This is a genomic window from Paenibacillus qinlingensis, from assembly GCF_013204845.1.
GTDB classification, from domain to species: domain Bacteria; phylum Bacillota; class Bacilli; order Paenibacillales; family NBRC-103111; genus Paenibacillus_E; species Paenibacillus_E qinlingensis.
The window spans coordinates 135,609-154,502 of the sequence record NZ_JABMKY010000004.1; the positions used below are offsets into that span (position 1 = coordinate 135,609).

General features: G+C 46.8%; 14 protein-coding genes and 1 riboswitch. Of the genes, 11 read left to right on the top strand and 3 right to left on the bottom strand.

What is annotated here, in order from left to right; translation table 11 throughout:
• Positions 1-60: 60 nt before the first annotated feature.
• The 3 genes from queF to HQN88_RS10245 all read right to left on the bottom strand — a co-directional run bounded on the left by queF (position 61) and on the right by HQN88_RS10245 (position 2,740).
• On the bottom strand, positions 61-558 hold the full coding sequence (queF, locus tag HQN88_RS10235; protein WP_173110713.1) for a preQ(1) synthase: 498 nt from the start codon (positions 556-558) through the stop codon (positions 61-63).
• 11 nt (positions 559-569) lie between these two features.
• A riboswitch (PreQ1 riboswitch) is annotated at positions 570-613 on the bottom strand.
• Positions 614-746: 133 nt separating this feature from the next.
• On the bottom strand, positions 747-1,733 hold the full coding sequence (locus HQN88_RS10240; RefSeq protein ID WP_173110715.1) for a Gfo/Idh/MocA family protein: 987 nt from the start codon (positions 1,731-1,733) through the stop codon (positions 747-749).
• On the bottom strand, positions 1,730-2,740 hold the full coding sequence (locus tag HQN88_RS10245; protein ID WP_173110718.1) for a Gfo/Idh/MocA family protein: 1,011 nt from the start codon (positions 2,738-2,740) through the stop codon (positions 1,730-1,732). Before HQN88_RS10245 ends, HQN88_RS10240 begins: the two co-directional genes overlap by 4 nt.
• Positions 2,741-2,880: 140 nt before the next feature.
• Here HQN88_RS10245 and HQN88_RS10250 point away from each other — a divergent pair, with 140 nt between their 5' ends.
• From HQN88_RS10250 to HQN88_RS10300, 11 genes are all read left to right on the top strand, one after another.
• Positions 2,881-3,768 carry a helix-turn-helix domain-containing protein gene (locus HQN88_RS10250; protein ID WP_173110720.1) on the top strand — a complete coding sequence of 296 codons (888 nt, stop codon included), beginning with the start codon at positions 2,881-2,883 and terminating at the stop codon, positions 3,766-3,768.
• 179 nt (positions 3,769-3,947) lie between these two features.
• A complete protein-coding gene (locus HQN88_RS10255) occupies positions 3,948-5,093 on the top strand; it encodes a GNAT family N-acetyltransferase (protein ID WP_173110722.1) in 1,146 nt (381 codons plus the stop codon).
• Positions 5,094-5,141: 48 nt separating this feature from the next.
• Positions 5,142-7,259 carry a hypothetical protein gene (locus tag HQN88_RS10260; RefSeq protein WP_216855685.1) on the top strand — a complete coding sequence of 706 codons (2,118 nt, stop codon included), beginning with the start codon at positions 5,142-5,144 and terminating at the stop codon, positions 7,257-7,259.
• A gap of 248 nt (positions 7,260-7,507) precedes the next feature.
• Positions 7,508-8,533, top strand: coding sequence for a zinc-dependent alcohol dehydrogenase (locus tag HQN88_RS10265; RefSeq protein ID WP_173110724.1), 1,026 nt, complete (start codon positions 7,508-7,510; stop codon positions 8,531-8,533).
• An 18-nt stretch (positions 8,534-8,551) separates the two neighbouring features.
• Positions 8,552-9,511 (top strand): ABC transporter permease, encoded by a 960-nt coding sequence (locus tag HQN88_RS10270; RefSeq protein WP_173110726.1) that lies wholly within the window; start codon positions 8,552-8,554, stop codon positions 9,509-9,511.
• 13 nt (positions 9,512-9,524) lie between these two features.
• Complete coding sequence (locus tag HQN88_RS10275; protein ID WP_173110729.1) at positions 9,525-10,412, top strand: carbohydrate ABC transporter permease; 888 nt, start codon at positions 9,525-9,527, stop codon at positions 10,410-10,412.
• Positions 10,413-10,605: 193 nt separating this feature from the next.
• Positions 10,606-12,210 (top strand): type 2 periplasmic-binding domain-containing protein, encoded by a 1,605-nt coding sequence (locus HQN88_RS10280; RefSeq protein ID WP_173110731.1) that lies wholly within the window; start codon positions 10,606-10,608, stop codon positions 12,208-12,210.
• A 108-nt stretch (positions 12,211-12,318) separates the two neighbouring features.
• The gene (locus tag HQN88_RS10285) at positions 12,319-13,101 is read left to right on the top strand and encodes an SDR family NAD(P)-dependent oxidoreductase (RefSeq protein ID WP_173110734.1); all 783 of its coding nucleotides are present in this window, start codon (positions 12,319-12,321) and stop codon (positions 13,099-13,101) included.
• 48 nt (positions 13,102-13,149) lie between these two features.
• Complete coding sequence (locus tag HQN88_RS10290; RefSeq protein ID WP_173110736.1) at positions 13,150-14,877, top strand: IlvD/Edd family dehydratase; 1,728 nt, start codon at positions 13,150-13,152, stop codon at positions 14,875-14,877.
• 56 nt (positions 14,878-14,933) lie between these two features.
• A complete protein-coding gene (locus HQN88_RS10295; RefSeq protein ID WP_173110738.1) occupies positions 14,934-17,375 on the top strand; it encodes a peptidase C14 in 2,442 nt (813 codons plus the stop codon).
• 139 nt (positions 17,376-17,514) lie between these two features.
• A complete protein-coding gene (locus HQN88_RS10300; RefSeq protein ID WP_173110740.1) occupies positions 17,515-18,894 on the top strand; it encodes an extracellular solute-binding protein in 1,380 nt (459 codons plus the stop codon).

Sequence of the window (18,894 nt, forward strand, 5' to 3'; positions counted from 1 at the left end):
CTTGATCAAGCCCAGTTCATTACTGGGAATTGATCAAGCTTTTCTATTTCCGACGGTATCTTAGCGGTTATCAATTTTCTCTGGATATAAATCATGATTCATCATGCGATGGTCAGCCATGGCTTCGTACTTCGTACCTGGTTGCCCCCAGTTGCAGTAAGGATCGATGGAGATGCCGCCGCGAGGCGTGAACTTGCCCCATACCTCGATATAACGCGGATTCATCAATTCGATGAGATCATTCATAATAATATTGACACAATCCTCATGGAAATCACCGTGATTGCGGAAGCTGAATAGATAAAGTTTCAGGGACTTGCTCTCCACCATTTTGATCGTAGGAATGTACGAAATGTAGAGGGTAGCAAAATCCGGTTGTCCAGTTACAGGACAAAGGCTAGTGAACTCCGGGAAGTTAAATTTGACGAAATAAGCCCGATCCGGGTGTTTGTTATCAAATGCTTCTAAGAGTGTAGGGTCATAATTGAACACATACTTCGTGCCTTGATTGCCCAGAAGGGTAATCTCTTTTAAGTCTTCATTACTTCTTCCTGCCATGGGTAAATCCTCATTTCATAGTTTTTTAGAGAGGGAGTTTGCGAACCTCTTCTATAAGCAGATAGGTCAGTAGGTCCGCTCATAGAGGTGACTTCCTATTTCATGAAATGTATCATATTTTGCAGGAAAAAGCATCTTTCAACCGAGTGGCAATTATTACAGACTTGTGTAGATCGTCTAGCTCATGCCTACAGCAAAACCGGTTGTCCCAGTGCCACAGATTGGTAACCCGCTATGGCGACAACGGTTGAACGTAATCCATCTTCCCCCGTGATCGGCACTTGTTCGCCATTCAGCAGCGCTTGAACAAATGCTTTCACTAAGTAAGCATCCATGGAGTCACCCCAGAAATTCCATTGGCCTTTCCCATTTTCTAAGCTATATAGCTCGTTTTTTTGAGCAAAAGCATCGATGGATAGCGTTCCTTTCGTACCCACAATCGTCATCGTCACATCTCCCCAAGTTGGGAAAGCGGCATTCCGCGACCAGCTTGTGTCTAAGACGCCGACGACGCCATTCGCGAATTTAACATGGATCATCCCTGCATCATCGATTGCTAACTCTTCATTAAATAACGTTGCAGCATACGCGTAAACCTCTTTCACTTCGGATTGCGTCATCCAATTCATCAAATCCATGACGTGTACGGTATGGTCTAATAGGGCACCGCCGCCGGATAGCTCGGATTGGAGGAACCAGCCGGAAGGAAGTGAGCCGCGATTGGTTCCCTTGATGGCTACGATCTCCCCGATTTCGCCCTGCTCGATAGCCTCTTTGGCTTTAACCACCGAGGCCAAATAGCGGCATGGGAATGCCGTCATCAACTGAACGCCATTTTCTTTACACGCGGCAATCATCGCTTCCATTTCTGAGAGCGAAACGCCAAGCGGCTTTTCGCAAAGCACGTGCTTGCCAGCTTTTGCTGCTGCGATCGTAATTTCTGCATGATGCACGTTCTCGGAACAAATAACGACAGCATCCAAATCCGTGGCAAGTAAATCCTGATAATGTTCATAGTAGGGTAATTCATACTTAGCGATTACTTTTTCCACACGTCTGTGATTGTCATCTGCAATGCCCGTGACCTCCACCTGCGAGATCGCTCGCAGTGAATCCAAATAAGAGTGTGCATGGCCGTGCGCAAAGCTGATCATACCTACTTTTAATTTTTTCATACTGTTTCCTCCCCAGACGTTGAGCTTGGCTTCAAAAGGACAGATTTCCCTGTGCGAACCGATTCCAAGGCAGCCATCGTAATTTCTAGTGCTTGATAAGCATCGTTTGCCGTAACGATGGGCTCACTTCCATCTCGGATGCACTGAATGAAATGGGCAATCTCCAAATCATAGGGACTGGCGTATCCCGGACTTTGGGGAACTTCTGCGAAACGTCTGCCTTCTGAATCGGAAGGAGCTTTGCAGATGTGCAGGGAACTGCTTTTTTGGCTATCGCTGCGGACAATGCCTCTGCTGCCTGCAATTTCCACGGCTGTTTGGAACGGCCCTTGGTACCCCCAGAAGGCTTCCACGTTGGCAACGGCTCCATTTTCAAAAAGAAGGGTAACTAGCGCATAATCAATGTCATTGACGCGTTGGTTCAAGCCATACACGGACTTCACTTCCCCGACAGCCCAACGTAGAAAATCAATATCGTGAATCATGAGATCGGTAATGACGCCACCGCTTTTCTCGGAATCTTTGAACCATGGTCTGACATCACCGGGGTGTGAACCGATTCGTTTGGCATGAACGACGCCGACTCGTCCTAACTTGCCTTCATCGATGGCTTGCTTCATTTGTACATATTCGGGGAAGAAACGAACCACATGTCCGACAAACAAACGGACGCCGTAATGTTCGCAACCTTGGATCATAGCTGCTGCGTCTTCTAAGTTAAGAGCAAGTGGTTTTTCGCATATGACATGTTTGCCGGCTTGCGCGGCTTTTAACGTGTATTCCTTATGTAAGAAACTGGGCAGTGTCACACTGATGACATCGAAATCTGCCTCGTTCAGCATGGTTTCAAAAGATGTAAAAGCGGGCGCCCCTGTGGTAAGGGATAGTGCTTGTGCTAGCTCGAGATCCAGATCACATACGCCTGTTATCTCTATATCAGGCATGTTTGCATAGCTAAGGGCGTGCACGTTCCCCATTCCCCCGCAACCAACGATAGCAACTTTCATGCAAATTCACTCCTCACTTTATCGTATGAAAAATAGTAACTAAGTAATATGATATAGGTATTGCCCGATAGCGTATATGCGGACATTTATTCAGTTTATATCCAAATTTGTCATTAGTGGAAGCGTGGTGTTTGAAAGACATGGATATTTATAAAGAACCAATTCCCTACCAAAACCCATCATTATGCATGAAAGTATGGCGTTTCGCCCAATCGGGGGCAGAAGGTGAATATAATAATACCTGGCATTATCATAAAGAAATTGAATTCATTTTAGTTGAGCAGGGTATCCACGAAATTCAGACACCGAATCATATTTATACAATCAAAGCAGGAGATGTGCTGCTAATTGGCTCCTCCCAACTGCATAGAGGACGCAAAATAAGCGATAAGGACCTTGTCTATATCGTACTTCATATTGACCTCGAACCTTATTTCGATCGGGCTATGGTGAGGTATTACCGAGATTTTCTGGAGATATTTCATCCGTTAGAAGCGCTAAATTACATTTTTCAAGAAAACGAACATGTAAAGAAAGAAATTGCCAGGATTATTACGGATACCCATGATGAAGTGATGGGAACTGGGAAGGGTTATGAAATTGCAGTCAGCATGCATATCAAGCATCTGCTCTTAATGCTGCTTCGCCATGACAATCGGGGTTTGTTAACGACACATGGCAATGTGGATGGGGATGCGGATATCATTCGGTCACTTGTTGCGTATGTGGACGAGCATTTGACGGAGAAGATCGATATGGGGGCCGTTAGTCGAATTGCCGGCATGAGTTACTCGTATTTTTCGAAATATTTTAAGAAAAAGATGGGAGCCTCATTTATCGACTATGTTAACCAGAAACGTATTTCAAAAGCGGAGCGGCTGCTCGTTACCGAAAAACGCAGTGTGAACGAAATTGCAGAGACTGTTGGTATAGGGAATATGGCGCATTTCTATGAGTTGTTCAAACGATTCAATGGCTGTACACCTAAGCAATACCTGCACAAAATGAATGTAAGTAATAACAAATAGGCGTAGGATGATGCTTAAAAAAAGATTGACAATGGACTGGAATTAATCAATTATGGATTTGAAAACAAATCTGAAACAAACCAGAAGAGACTAAATTTAAGAGATTTGATTTCAAAATCAACTAGATAAAAATCAGTGCGGATAAGGATTGTGATTCCGTAAGCCGGGGAGGAGATTTCATGACCGAAATTCGTCGTGTGCGTGCAAACGAAATGGAGCAGGCGGTTCGTCTCTCGGATGAGACTTTTCGCGATGCAAGCCAGAAATCGATGTTGAAAGCGTTTCCTAATGCGTTTGATTCTCGCCTTAATCAGTCATTTGGCGCATTTGAAAATGGGGAACTTGTCGCTTTCATGGGACTTGTCCCTGCTGTTGTACATGTCTCGGCTGCTAAACTCAATGTACTGTCTCTAGGCTCTGTATGCACCCACCCGAACTATCGGGGACAGAAGATCGCTTCTAACATGCTACAAGTCGTACATACGCACGCCGAAAGTGTTGGTGCGAGTATGCTCCTGGTTTCGGGGGATGGTCCGCTATATATGCGAAGCGGTTGCCATTACTTTGGGCGGGTCACACGCTTCGAAATAACGAATGACCAGGAGACCTATCAACGATTCATTGCCAATCCCGGTATTGAGATCCGACGTGTTCATTCAGAGGATTGGTTTCGACTTCATGCTGCGGCTGAAAGCCGTGAAGTTCGCTATGCACAAGGAGTTAATGAGCTCCCGATTTTGATGGATAGCGAGGCTATCGCAAGCTGCTATCATATGCATCATGCAGTATACGCAGCGTTCGAATCTGACCGAGTCGCGGCGTATGCCATCGTCGCCATACCTACGCAGGGTAGAGTGGCGGAAGAGGAGGCTCCTTTTGTTGTAGAGTGGGGCGGCAGCTCGGAAGCGCTGGCGGCTATTCTACAGTTTGCGTTGCAAGAACAGGAGTTGGACGTATTAGAAATTCCAGTGATGTGGAATGAAACCAGGCTGCTCCAGGTGCTCTCGCATTTCCCTTCTAAGAGGATGCGGAACCATGGCACAGTGCATATCGTTAATCCGGAACGGCTGTTCAATGAGCTACTGCCCTATTTGTCGGAGAAAGCGCCTGCCGCAGCTTCTAGATTGCTGATTCGCCAAGCCTCTGAAGATGGGGCTGTTTTGTTATTGGATGGTATCGCAATGGCAAGCTTGACTGCGCAAGAGGTTGTTGATGTATGGTTTGATCCGGAAGCTGAGTTGAACGTTCCCAAACCACTGAAAGATGTGCTGAATCAACTGTTTCCCGTTCCGTTCCCGCATGCGGGAGGGTTAAATTTTGTTTGAGTTTGACACTGGCTTGGAAGGCAAAGTGAAGTAAACGGAGGCCATATCATGATCCAACTATCGAATCTGGAAGAGTTATTAGCGTTTCAAGTAGATACAATTAAAGATGGGCAGCTTGTCTATGTCGATGGGTATTATCAAAAGGGAGACGGTGGTTCCAAAGTTGTTCGTTGGATGAATGGGAGCGATCAAGCCGACAATGGCGGTACGATTCATGATCCCGGACATGGCGGGAGTGGCCGATGGAAGACTGTGCATAATGGGGTTGGCGATTATCGCTGGTTCGGCATTCTAGACTCATCAAGAAATGCAGATGACGCCTTGGATGCGATGGTGAACGATCCCTCTATTCATCGGATAGAATCGCATACAGATCTTAACTTTGTCAGACGTCATAAATATGACCGAAGTCATATCGAACTCGATTTTGGAGGGAACCGCGTCACAACGTTCGGGATCGAGCTAAATGCGAAGAGCAATCCTTTTGGCGCTGTTATTTTTTTTCAGGGGAAAGCAACGGGCGAAATACAGACACTTACACTCTCTACTGAGCTTCCGGAGCAATCCGATGTGTTGGAGGTGCTGGATACGAAGTCTTTTGAGGTGGAAGACTGGTGGGTCGTTAGAATTCAGAACCACCCTGAAGGCTATGCGCAGCGCGAGCTGGATTATATGTTACAAGTTACAGAAATCATGGATGATCGCCATATTCGTGTGAATTATAAGCTCGGATGGACGCTTGCTGCGGGTAGGGAAATCACGTTTAAGAAGATGCATCCTGTCTTACACAGCCACATTAGGAATATGAATTTCATTGGTGTTTCTGTGCCTGACAATGGATCGACGAGCGCAAAGCCATCTGAGGATTGGGATCAAATAGGATCACATCCCATTGCCTATGAATTCGCTGTAGCATGCAACGTTAGTGACATCACAGCCACCAAAGTTTTCTGGCCGGTCATCGAGCGGCGCTACTGCACTCATTTTGTGACGGAGCGTTGCAAGCTAATGAACCCAGAAGAAGTGATCTGGGGAGGAACCGGATACCTGACGCAGCAACTCAACGTGTTGTACGGTCATGTCCGAGATTGCCATACAAGCAACGCCCGTCACTTAAACGATTTCACATGTGGAGCCTACTGCATGGTGGAGAACTGCCATGGTGATGGTGATGAACATGGTTCTTTTGTCACACACGGTCAATACGAGCATGATCTCACGTTTATCGGGAATTCGGGTTTGTTGTCATTTGCCAATAGTGGCACAACTTGGGGGGATAGTGCGAAACGGATCACCGTGAAGAAACACGTTGCCTCGCGCGTTGTTGCGCACAAGCGAATTACGGATTTGACCCTGGAGGATGTCCATGCTGTCTGGAAAGAAGGATTGGTAGATTCCGGTACGATTTGGGCTAACGCCGATGGGCTGCAAATGCGAGGCTGTACGGCGGATACGATGCTTACACTTTCGCAGAGCTCATCACGTTCAAAGCGGAGTAATCTGGCAGACGGTTGTTCCTTTGGCTTGTCCAAGGGGGCTGAAATCGCTCGTAAACCCGGTAATACCCAAGTAGGTTTTCGCCCAGTTATGACGGATTTCACGATGCAGAACTGCCAATTTCACAACGTTGATGGTAATTCCTTTGGCAGTATTAACAAACTGGTTCTGATAAATACCTGGTTTAGAGGAGCTTCTCCAGAAGCAAAACCCCTTCAAGTTTGGTGTTCGGAAGTGGTCATGCAAGGTGGTGGTTGTGAGAACAGTGGCATGATAGTGATGGGCGCATTTGATGCAGATGTGACGAGGGTAAGTGATCAGTCCATCACGGTTGATGGCGGCGCTATGTTCAGTGGAATGAATGCCGAGAAGTCCTATTTTAAGCGTGAATTCATGTCAGGGACCATGACGTGGGTATTTGGTGATTACAATAGCAAGTCAATGGACGCCGAGACGTCGCATTTCAGCATACATACCGGCCCTAATAAAATGAGAGTGATAGGTTCTCGTTTCTATGGCGGTAAGTATGAAATTAAAGAGAATGCATTCAACCATGGCTCCTACTTGCTCATGATGGCATGTGTAGAAGAAGGAGTCGATAGATCATCTCTGCCAGTTGAATCGGATAGAGTGAAACATAAAGAGGGAAATATGATCATATTTGAATAATTGATGGAGCCTGTCTTTCCATAGGTAGGCTCTTTTTGTGTCATATTTATGTTACGTATAGACGAAAATGTTGTAATTAATGTCATATTAACTAACATTGTAAGCGATTCCAAATTAAAAAGTTGTTGACAACACATATGTTAGCTCCTTATAATAAAAAAAAACATCAGAAACAAACCACAATCAATAAAAATAGTTGTTGTGGTGTACTTTACAAATTAGAAATAAACCAGAAAAGAGGTAGGGTTATGAAAGCAGTAAAGGGCATCAATGGGTCAGCACAAGTGTTGGAGCTTCCGAACCCGGAAATGATTCCTCAATTTGTCAAAGTGAAAACGGAATATTCAGTCGTTAGCGTAGGCACCGAGCTGATGATGATAACCAATAATGGGGATGCCAATTTAGGTTATAGTGCTAGTGGCATTGTTATGGAGATAGGGGAAGGTGTTACACACGTCATCCCTGGACAACGAGTGGCTTGTTATGGGGTACCTGCCCATAGGGAACTCCTGCTTGTTCCCAAGCATTTGGTTGTACCCGTGCCAGAGGCTGTGACTCAGGAGGAAGCGGCATTTGTTGGCATTGGTGCGATTGCGATTCATGCCTTGCGTCAAGCCAAACTAAGCTTCGGGGAAACGATTATCGTCGCGGGGCTTGGCATACTTGGGCAAGTCATTGCCCGTATTGCGCATGCAGCGTCTTATAAAGTCATTGGTTTAGAGTTAATGGAGGAACGCTGCCAAACGCTTGAGGCTATTGGCGCAATTGCATGCCGCACTAAGGATGAGCTTCAGAAGGCTGTGGAATCTGATCCAGGATGTAAAGGTGCAGATGCGGTCATGCTTTGTGCGAGCAACCGGAAGTTTAGTATGATAGATGATGCAATTGGTTGGCTGCGCGACCGCGGTCGCGTTGTGATCGTCGGGGATACTGGAACGGAATTTGATCGGGATCTGCTTTTCATGAAAGAAGCGAGTGTTCATATTTCACGTGCGGGTGGTCCTGGTCGCTATGAAGAAACCTATGAGCAGCAAGGGGTCGATTACCCAATAGGCTATGTTCGTTGGACGGAAGGCAGGAATATGGGGGAGTTTTTACGTTTGATCGCACAGAAAAAGATTGATATTCAATCGCTGATTACCAATGAGTGCGCACTCGAAGAGTTACCCGCCATGTATCAAAACTGCTTTGAAAAGCCGCAGAAATCGATGGGTATTGTCGTGCGCTATGAACAACCCAATCCCGCCGGAGTAGCAGATTCCTTTAACAATTAATAAAGGAGGTGATGGGGTATGCGAGCAAGTGTGAAGTCGATTTCTGGTGAACCCGTAGGAAGAAGACGAATGACCACGCATATTTGGAAAACCTTTCTCCGATATAAGTGGTTGTACTTACTTATGGTTCCGGGGATTGCGTATTACATTATTTATCACTATGTACCGATGTTCGGACTCGTAATCGCGTTTAAGAAGTATAACCTCATGAAGGGGTTATGGGGCAGTGAATGGGTTGGCTTCGATAATTTTCGGACCATTTTCGCTTCGCCGGAGTTTCCTAGTCTAGTCCGAAATACGCTTCTGATCAGTGTGTATCGTATTTTGTTTAACATGCTTCCGGACGTCATGTTGGCACTTATTTTAAATGAAATTCGTGCTCCTTGGTTTAAAAGAATTGTACAAACGATCACCTATGGGCCTCATTTTTTATCATGGATAATTGTGTACGGTCTTGTGTTTTCATTCTTTGCGCCTGGTGCGGGGCTAGTTACGACGTTCTTTCGAGATATGGGTTGGGGAGAACTTGATGTGTTGACCAACTCAGACTATTTCCGTTCGTTATTAGTTACGTCAGATATTTGGAAGAGCACTGGTTTCGGAGCCATCATCTATTTGGCAGCACTGGCCTCGATCAACCATGAATTATATGAAGCAGCCGTAGTTGATGGCGCTGGTCGTTGGCGGCAATTGTGGCATATTACACTCCCAGGTATTCGTGAAGTGTTCATACTACTGTTGATCTTGCGAATCGGACATATTATGGATGCTGGTTTCGAACAAGTATACATATTCTTGAACGCACGCGTTTACGATGTGGGAGATATTCTTGACACCTGGATCTTCCGCCGAGGTATTGAACAAATGGAATTCAGTGTCCCAGCGGCTATGGGCGTATTCAAATCAGTAATCGGTCTAGTGCTCGTTATTGGAGCGAATAAACTGGCCAAAAAAGTCGGCGGGTCCGGCATCTGGTAAAGGAGGCATCGTCATGCCATTCATACTTAAGAAAACCAAATCAGACCGCATTGTAGATGCCGTTCTTTACACCGTACTCGGACTTTTCTGTTTAGCAACGCTGTTTCCCATCTACTTTGTCTTCATTATGTCCATCACACCCTATACGGAAGTGCTCAAGAACGGCGGGTTTGTCATCGTACCGCATGCAATCACATTCGAAGCATTCACAACGATTTTTTCAAGCAACACAGTACCCAAAGCTCTGCAAGTATCGATCTTCGTTACGGTCGTTGGAACAGCGTGTAATCTAGCCATTACGACGATGCTGGCCTATCCGTTATCGAAGAAATTTTTACCGGGGCGCAATATCGTTCTGATGGGCATCGTGTTTACCATGTTGTTCTCAGGTGGGATCATCCCTATGTACTTGACGGTGAAAGCCACGGGCTTGATGGATTCATTATGGGCACTTATCATTCCAGGTCTGGTATCGTCCTTTAATATTCTGATCATGAAGACCTTTTTCGAAGGCCTCCCTTATGAAATTGAAGAGGCGGCGAAAGTGGATGGCTGCAGCGATATTGGTACACTTATGCGAATTGTGCTGCCGCTCTCGATGCCGATTATGGCAACGCTTGGTTTGTTCTATGGTGTGAATCACTGGAATGCGTACTTCGGCGGGGTCATGTATTTGAATGATCGCAGTCTATATCCGATACAGGTTGTGCTGCGGAATATGATTGTGTCACCGGCCATTAGTCAGGAGCTTGCCATTTCTCAATCTTCCTTAAATACCATGCCGCCGGAAACCATTAAGATGGCAACTGTTGTGGTGGCAATCATACCCGTTCTTATCGTGTATCCGTTTCTACAAAAATATTTCGTCAAAGGCATGCTGTTAGGCGCTGTCAAAGGATAAGTCTAACAGCAGCTTTACTGCAATTGGCTGTAAGCCAGTTACGTATTAAGTACGAGGAGGTGGCAACGCGGAGTAGATCTGCAGTGGTTATTTCGCAAACGATTCGTATCCATGGATTTGACGGAAGTAAATGGCTTGAAAGTAGTTTCATACGCGTTCTTATTCTTCTAAAACGAACAGGGGGGTCTTTCATTTGAAAACGTTATCAAAAGTAACTACTGTATTGTTAGCATCTTCGCTCGTCCTTGCCGCATGCTCGAGTTCGAAAGAGGAGGCTTCTAGTTCCCCAGCCAACACGGCGACGACAACGTCGTCGAGCTCAGATGCCAAGAAGGAAAAACTAGACCTGAGTTGGATGGTTATTGCAGATGCAAGCGCCCAACTTCCTTCGGCCGATAAAGACTTCGTGAAGAAAGCGATTGAAGAGAAATTCAATGTCTCACTGAAAATGACCTACTTGCCATTTGGCCAGGACTATACCAATAAATTGAATACGATGATCGCTTCTGGTGACATTCCCGATGTTTTCTACGCGGACGGCGTACCTTCCAATAACTACATCCGAGATGGTGTTGCAAGAGATTTGACAGGGATTGTTACACCGGCTAAAATGCCAAACTACTTCAAAAATTGGGTGTCGGAAGCAACTTTGAAGTCGTATCAGGTACAAGGTGCGTTCAAGCGTGCACCCGTGCCATATGAAACAAGTTACTACCGTACCTTCTATATTCGGAAAGATTGGCTCGACAAGCTTAACTTGAAAATGCCGACGAACTACGATGAGCTTGTCAGTGTCATGAAAGCTTTTACCTTCAATGATCCAGACGGTAATGGCAAGAACGATACGTATGGTTTTACAGCGGCAGGCGGCGGTGCAAGCATATCGATGGACTTCCCAGAATTCCTGAAAAACGGCTTTGCGGGTGACACATATGTAGAAAATGATCAGTTCATTGACGTTCGTACCGATATCCGCATGCAAAATGTGCTTACTGACATCAAAGCACTACTGGACATGAAAGTTGTCGATCCGGACTGGTTTCTGAATAAATACGGTCAGCATTTTGATAAAGCTGCACAAGGTAAAGCAGGTATCGTGATCGGTCAAGGCAGAGACCTTGCCTTCGATAACAATCCGGCTGGATTGCAAATGAAAGCGAAGGCAGCAGGTCAAACAACAGCAGATTGGGAGCCGTTCCATCCGTGGGAAAAAACCGGTACTTGGGTTGAAACGATTCCACAAAATCCGTTCTTGCTCAGCTCCAAAAGCTCAGATGCCAAAGTACAGCGCTCCATTGAAATTCTGGATTGGCTGGCTGGAGAAGAAGGCTTCTTGCTGACACGTTACGGGAAAGAAAACGTGGATTACAAACGCAATGGGAAAGACATTGAAGTCAATCAAGACGCCTATAAAAAAGATGTTATCGACAATAACAACTTTATTGAAGTGTATGGTTGGTTTACACCACGTAAACCGGAAGTGTTCGGATTGAATATCATTGATCCTAAAGTAACCGAGCGAGATAAGAAAATCGTTGAAAAAATCAACTCTTACAAGATTCTTCCGTCGGTGGGTACGGCTCTTACTGTCAAAGAAGGCATGGATATCGGAGCTATGCGCAAACGTATGAATGAACTGCATGTTCAAATCTTGTATAAAGAGAAGGATGCTGCTAACTGGCCGCAATATCGCCAAGAAGTGATGACGAAATTCGGTGGCAAAGCGATCTTTGATAACTATGCTGAGCTTACTTCCACAGCGAAAGGCAAGACAATCAAGTTCAAATCGGATAACTAAATAGCAATTTGTATGAGGCTGATACCACTCAGACTGGCGGATGCACCTCCGTTTCGTCAGTCTGACTCAAGTGGTGTTCCTGCGATCTATAGAATGGAGGTTTTCCACGTGCGCTTGCAAGGGAAACGGGCATTGATTACAGGTAGTGCCAGAGGCATCGGTCAAGGCATTGCAGATAAATTCGTGCAAGAAGGAGCACATGTCGTATTGCTTGATTACAGGGCGGATCAGCTTGAAGCATCTGCTGACATAATTCGGAAGCAAGCGATAGAGAGGGGACAAACGGCTCATGTTGTAACCGTCGTCTGCGACTTGAGTGTGCCAGAGCAAGTGGACAAGGCTGCTGAACAAGCGTGGGCTTACTGGGATGGCATCGACATTTTGGTCAATAACGCTGGTATTGCAACACGCGAGTCTTTCATCGACATTCCTCTTTCTCGTTGGCAGCAGGTGATCAACATTAATTTGAATGCTGTGTTCCAATTGAGTCAATGGGTGGCGAAGGGGATGATCGCGAGTGGGATTCACGGTTCGATCGTCAACATGGCCTCGAAGAATGGCTTAGCTGGGAGTGCAGTTTTGGCTCATTACAATGCATCCAAAGGTGGGATTGTCTTGCTAACCCAGTCCATGGCTGTTGATTTGGCCAAGAATAACATTCGTGTCAATAGCGTTGCACCTGGCTTCATCGATACTCCGCTTGATCGCGAACTGAAAGAGAAGTCCGAAGTAACACTGACATTGACGGAACGAACCCCGATGCGCAGGCTCGGTACCATTGAGGAAGTGGCGAATGCATTTCTATTCTTGGCATCAGACGAAGCGTCCTATATAACGGGCACGACACTGGTTGTGGACGGAGGTCATCTCGCCAATGCTTGTGATTTGTAAACTTTTGTAACCATACATCAGGATTGCGTGCAAGGAGGACAGACTAACATGGCAGATGAGGACAACAAGCATGGGGTAATTGAGGAAGATAAACGTCGTGGTGAAAAATATTTTAACGACACGGGGCTTTGGGGGTTTATCCATCGTTCATTTACAAAATCCATGGGCTACACGGATGACGATTTGAAAAAGCCGGTCATCGGTATTTGCAACACATTCAGCGAGTTGAATAAATGCCACTCTCACTTTAGAGAATTGACGGACTATGTGAAGCGTGGTGTATGGCAAGCTGGTGGTCTGCCGATGGAATTTCCGACTATTTCTATAGGTGAACCATATGTTAAACCGACAACGATGCTGCTTCGGAATCTCATGGCGATGGACACGGAAGAAATGGTCAAAGCGCACCCGATTGACGGTGTCGTGCTCCTTGGCGGCTGTGATAAGACAGTGCCTGCGCAGCTGATGGCAGCTGTGAGTGCGAATATTCCAGCGATTGTCCTAACCGGCGGACCGATGCTGAACGGTAAATTAAACGGCCAGACGCTTGGCGCCTGCACCGATTGTTATCAGTTTACGCTTGAGCACAAAGCGGGCAACATCTCTGACGAGCAGCTCACCATCGCCGAGAATGCCATTTGCCGCAGCGATGGTCACTGCATGGTGATGGGGACGGCCAGTACAATGGCGGCAATCGCTGAGGGGCTAGGAATGGCACTTCCTGGTTGTGCAGCAATTCCTGCTCCAGACTCTAGGCGTCGGCACATGTCGGAGCAGACCGGGAAGCAAATCGTGGAACTCGTTCATCGAAACATCCGACCACGTGACATTATTACCCCAGAGTCACTGGACAATGCGATTCGAGTTACAATGGCATGCGCAGGATCAACCAACGCAATTATCCATTTGGTAGCGATTGCTGGACGACTTGGCTACCGGTTACCGCTTGAAAGGTTCGACGAAATTAGCGCGACGACGCCATTTATCTTGAACGTTCGCCCATCTGGCAAATATCAGATGGAAGAATTCTTTGAAGCAGGCGGCGTACCTGCACTGATGAAGGAAATTGAACCGCTGCTGAATGGCCATTGTTTGACCGTTACGGGTCAAACTGTTAGCGAGAACCTGCGAGGCGTGAAGGTAACTGACCGCGAGTTGATCTATCCGCTTGAACAGCCAATTGCTCCGCAAGGCGGTATTGCGGTGCTGCGCGGAAATCTCTCTCCGAACGGGGCGCTGATCAAGCAAACGGCGGTTTCAGCACATCTCAAAAAGCACCGTGGACGCGCTGTCGTCTTCGAATCGCCGGACGATCTGAATGCACGGATTGATGATCCAGATTTGGATGTCGATGAGAACAGTGTTCTCGTGTTGAAGAATGCTGGACCGAAAGGCGCACCAGCGATGCCGGAAATCGGGCAAATTCCGATTCCGAAGAAGCTGCTGCTGCAAGGCGTACGGGATATGGTACGAATTTCGGATGCTCGGATCAGCGGTACTTCATACGGTACGTTGATTGTGCACGTTGCTCCTGAAGCGGCCATTGGCGGACCTCTGGGTCTGGTGCAGGACGGCGATGAGATCGAGCTCGACATCGACATGCGCAAGCTGGAGTTGCATGTAGATGAAGAAACACTTCGTGAGCGTAAAGCGAAGTGGCAGGCACCTCCCCCAGCCTATGATCGCGGGTATGGCCTTCTGTTCCTAGAACGAGTACTGCAAGCGGATGAAGGCTGTGATTTCGACTTCCTACTGCCGCCAGAGCTTCGCAAGTAGCGAGTACAAGTACGTGTTTGTCTTACTATCCCCTTATGAAGAGGAGTTGTTCAACGATGTTCTTCCTGGATGGCAAAAAGGGAAAATCGAATGCGACAGACGTAAGCAACGAGGAGAATCCTACGAACGGTAAGTCGAATGAGGCTATCAGTAGACGTAAAGTTTTGGCAACGATAGGGCTTGGCGGCGTCATGTTGGCTGGAAGTGTCTTAGCCCCTCGACTCGCCTCGGCGGATAACGAGTCGTCGAATGACAAAGGTGGCAAAGACAGCAAAGACAATAAGGATGGGGATCGCGTACAGCAAGTCAACAATGTGGCTGAACTAAAGTCTCTCCCGCCAGGTCAGTTGAAGGATGGCCAGCATGTGTTTGTTGGCGGTTACAACAAGAGCGGTGACGGCGGTGGTAAGCTGGTTCGCTTTGTAGCGAATAGTACCAAAGTTGAAAATGGCGGTACCGTGCATAGGCCGATCAATGGTGGTAATGGACGCGAGTCGAACGATGCAGGCAAGGGAAACAAGCCGCCCAAAGGAGAAGGTTGCTTTGAAGTCGTACATCATGGTGTGGGCGATTTCCGGTGGTTTGGTATTTTCGATACGAGTCAAAATGCGGATAATGCGCTGGATGCGTTGGTTAACGATCTTTCAATCCACCGTGTCGAAGCGCACTCAGACCTTAATTTTGTGAAGCGCCATGTGTATCACCGCAGTGACATCGAAATTGATTTTCACGGCCACACCGTCACGACCGAGGGAATCGAACTGAACACGTTAGACAACCCGTTCGGAGCGGTCATGTTTTTCCAAGGCGTCGTAACTGGCGTGTCGCAAACGGTTACGCTGACGGAAGATATATCTGAATATTCAGATATATTAGAAGTGGCTGATTCATCCATCTTTGAGGTGGATAGCTGGTGGCACGCACAGATTAAGAATAATGCGGCTGGCGGTGCCCAGCGCGAGCTCGATTACCTCATCAAAGTAACGGAAGTATTCGATGCAACTCACGTCAGATTCAACTATAAGCTAGGCTGGCTCTTGGCCAAGGGACGTCCGATTACTTACAAAAAAATCAACCCAGCTTTCCGCTGCCATGTGCGCAATATGAGTTTTATCGGCATACCAGTGCCGCCTAACGGTACTAGTCTCAGACCATTTCCGACATGGGATCAGATTGGATCGAATCCGGTTGCTTATGAATTTGCTGTTGAATGCGATGCGTCGGGCATCAAAGCTAGCAAAGTGTTCTGGCCAGTTGTCATGCGGAGATACAATACGCATTATGTGACAGAACGCTGTCAATTGATGAATCCAGAAGAACGCGATTGGGGCGGCACTGGCTATTTGACGCAGCAGATCAACGTGTTGTACGGGCATGTCCGAGATTGCAATACGAGCAATGCACGTCACTTGAATGATTTTACCTGCGCAGCGTATTGTATGGTTGAGAATTGTCATGGTGATGGCGATGAGTACGGTCCGTTCGTCACGCACGGTCAATATGAACATGATCTGACTTACATCAACAACTCAGGTCTGTTATCTTTTGCAAACAGCGGTACGACTTGGGGGGATAGTGCGAAGCGTGTGACCGTCAAGAAGCATATTGCATCGCGGATTGTCGCGAGCAAGCGGTTAACTGACTTAACACTTGAGGATTGCCATGCCGTCGTTACTTACACCAAACCTGGCGTGAAAATGGCTAATTCAGGTTCATTCTGGGTAAATATGGACGGCTTGCAGATGAGAGGATGTACAGCGCAAGAGATGGTGACGATATCCAAAGGCTCCTCGCGTGCCAAAAGGAAAAACATCATTGATAGCTGCTCCTTCGGCATGCTGAAGGGCTACGAAATCGCTCGTCCGATCCGCAGTGGGACGACCCAAGTAGGGTACACGCCGAGCAATGGGGAACTGACGATCCTCAATAGCGAATTCTACAACATTGAAGAGGTCACGCTCGGAAGTATTAATAAACTTACACTCATTAATACGTGGTTCAAAGGCCTTCCTCAGGTAGGAGGAACTGTGAAGGTGGGTACGCGTGAAATCATCATGCAAGGTGGCGGTCTGGTGGATTGCTGTTTCTTGCTCACGGGTGCTTGGGATAAAGTAGGGGACGTCAACAATCCGAAGAATAAGCCTGATCAATGGATCACCATTGACGGCAGCGCGATGCTTAGTGGAGTAAATGGGGAGAAGGCGTTTCTGAAGAGCTTAGATTCAACGAATGTGGTTACTTGGAATTTTGGAAACTGTACGAGTGTTGCCTCGGATGCTAGTACAGCACATTTCTCCATTCAAGGTGGGATGAATAAATTGAAGGCGATCGGCTCCCAATTTATTGGAGGGAAGTATGACGCATCGGCTAACGCATTTGGCAGCGGTACCTACCTCATTATGACATCTTGTGTGGAAGAAGGCGTGAATCGGACTGCACTTCCAGCAGAAAGTGATACAGTGAAACATAGCGCAGGAAATTTTACCATTTTTTACTAATTGGCAATAGTCGTTGAAACCTTATGTACATTGACATGTGATGGTGGGTCGTTGCTATAATACTAATAACAATGCGGATACAGGAAGTGCCCATGTTTCCTGATCTTGTCAGTGTATCGGATGGAAATGAGGTTTATAGATGGAAAAACGGACAACTCGCAGCTCCTCTCGCTCGCGCCTAAGCGAACTCGTCAACACATTGAGAGAAGATATTTTGACAGGAAAGCGGTCGGTGGGGGAATATTTACCTTCCGAGAAGACGTTCGCCGCGGAATACAATTTAAGCAATCAATCGGTTCGTAAAGGGCTGGACATTCTTGTTGCCGAGGAATTAATCGAGAAAATCCCTCGTGTTGGTACCAAGGTTGTTGGTGCACCTGAAGGCGCTTTCGTAACAGTGAAGCTTGGCTTTCATAGTTCCGTTACCGATGAGGCGGATATTCACAGGTTGCTATCCAGTTTTCAAAAAGAAAACCCGCATATTCGGGTACAAGCTGTTCCTACCTCAAGCAATAATTACAGTTATATCAGCGAGTACTTATCCAGTGGGCTTCTCGACGTGGTCATGATGAACTTTAAGGATTTTCAGGAGTGCGTGGAAACTGGCGAAGAAGGAATGCTGGAGCCGACGGAACGGAATCCAGAGTTGTATTCATTTTTATCAGATGCCTTTGTGGCAGATGGTCGCCAACTCGTGCAGCCGTTTATTTTTTCCCCACTTATTCTATGTTACAACCGCGAACATTTCCATGAGGCGAACTTGCCTGAACCAGATAGCAGCTGGCAGTGGAAGGATCTGATCACGTATTCGTCAAAGCTGGCGATTCCGAATGAACGCCTCGGTTTTCACTGTGACTTGTATTCACCCAATCGATGGCCGCTGCTACTGTTGCAAACAGGCGGGAAGTTCGAGCGTCATGAAGATGGCAGACTTAAGCTTGCTGGTACAGCTATGATGGATGCGCTTCGCTATTGTGGCGAGATGAAGCATAGTATTCCTTCTTTGTCAGAAGGGATTACAACTGGTGAATCAGAGTTGCTCCTGGCCAAAGGCAAAGCCTCGATCATTATGACCAGTTACTTCTACTTAAATTACTTGCTGGGTGAGCGGCTGTCCTTTGACATCGCCCCTGTACCGCATTTTGGTACGCCAATGACGATGCTGCTTAACACGGGACTTGCTGTCAATCGGAAGTCACAGGTGAAGGACGCGGCAGTCAAGTTAGTCGAATATCTAACTAGCTATAAGGCACAACTTTTCGTTCGTCAGCATACATACAGTCTGCCCGCCAGAAAATCTGCCGCAGAGTGGGTAGGGGAAGAAAAACGCTATCTGCCGTCCCGATTTTCACTATTCCGTGAAACGATACCTGGTTTTCGCTATTTCACGGATTTAGCCATAAGTGCGAGAGAGCTGTCTGAAATAAACCAAGAACTCAAAATGTATTGGGCAGGCTTGGAAACGGAAGAGGTATTGTGTTCGCATATCGAAGAGCGTCTTACTGTTAGCTCGGTGTGA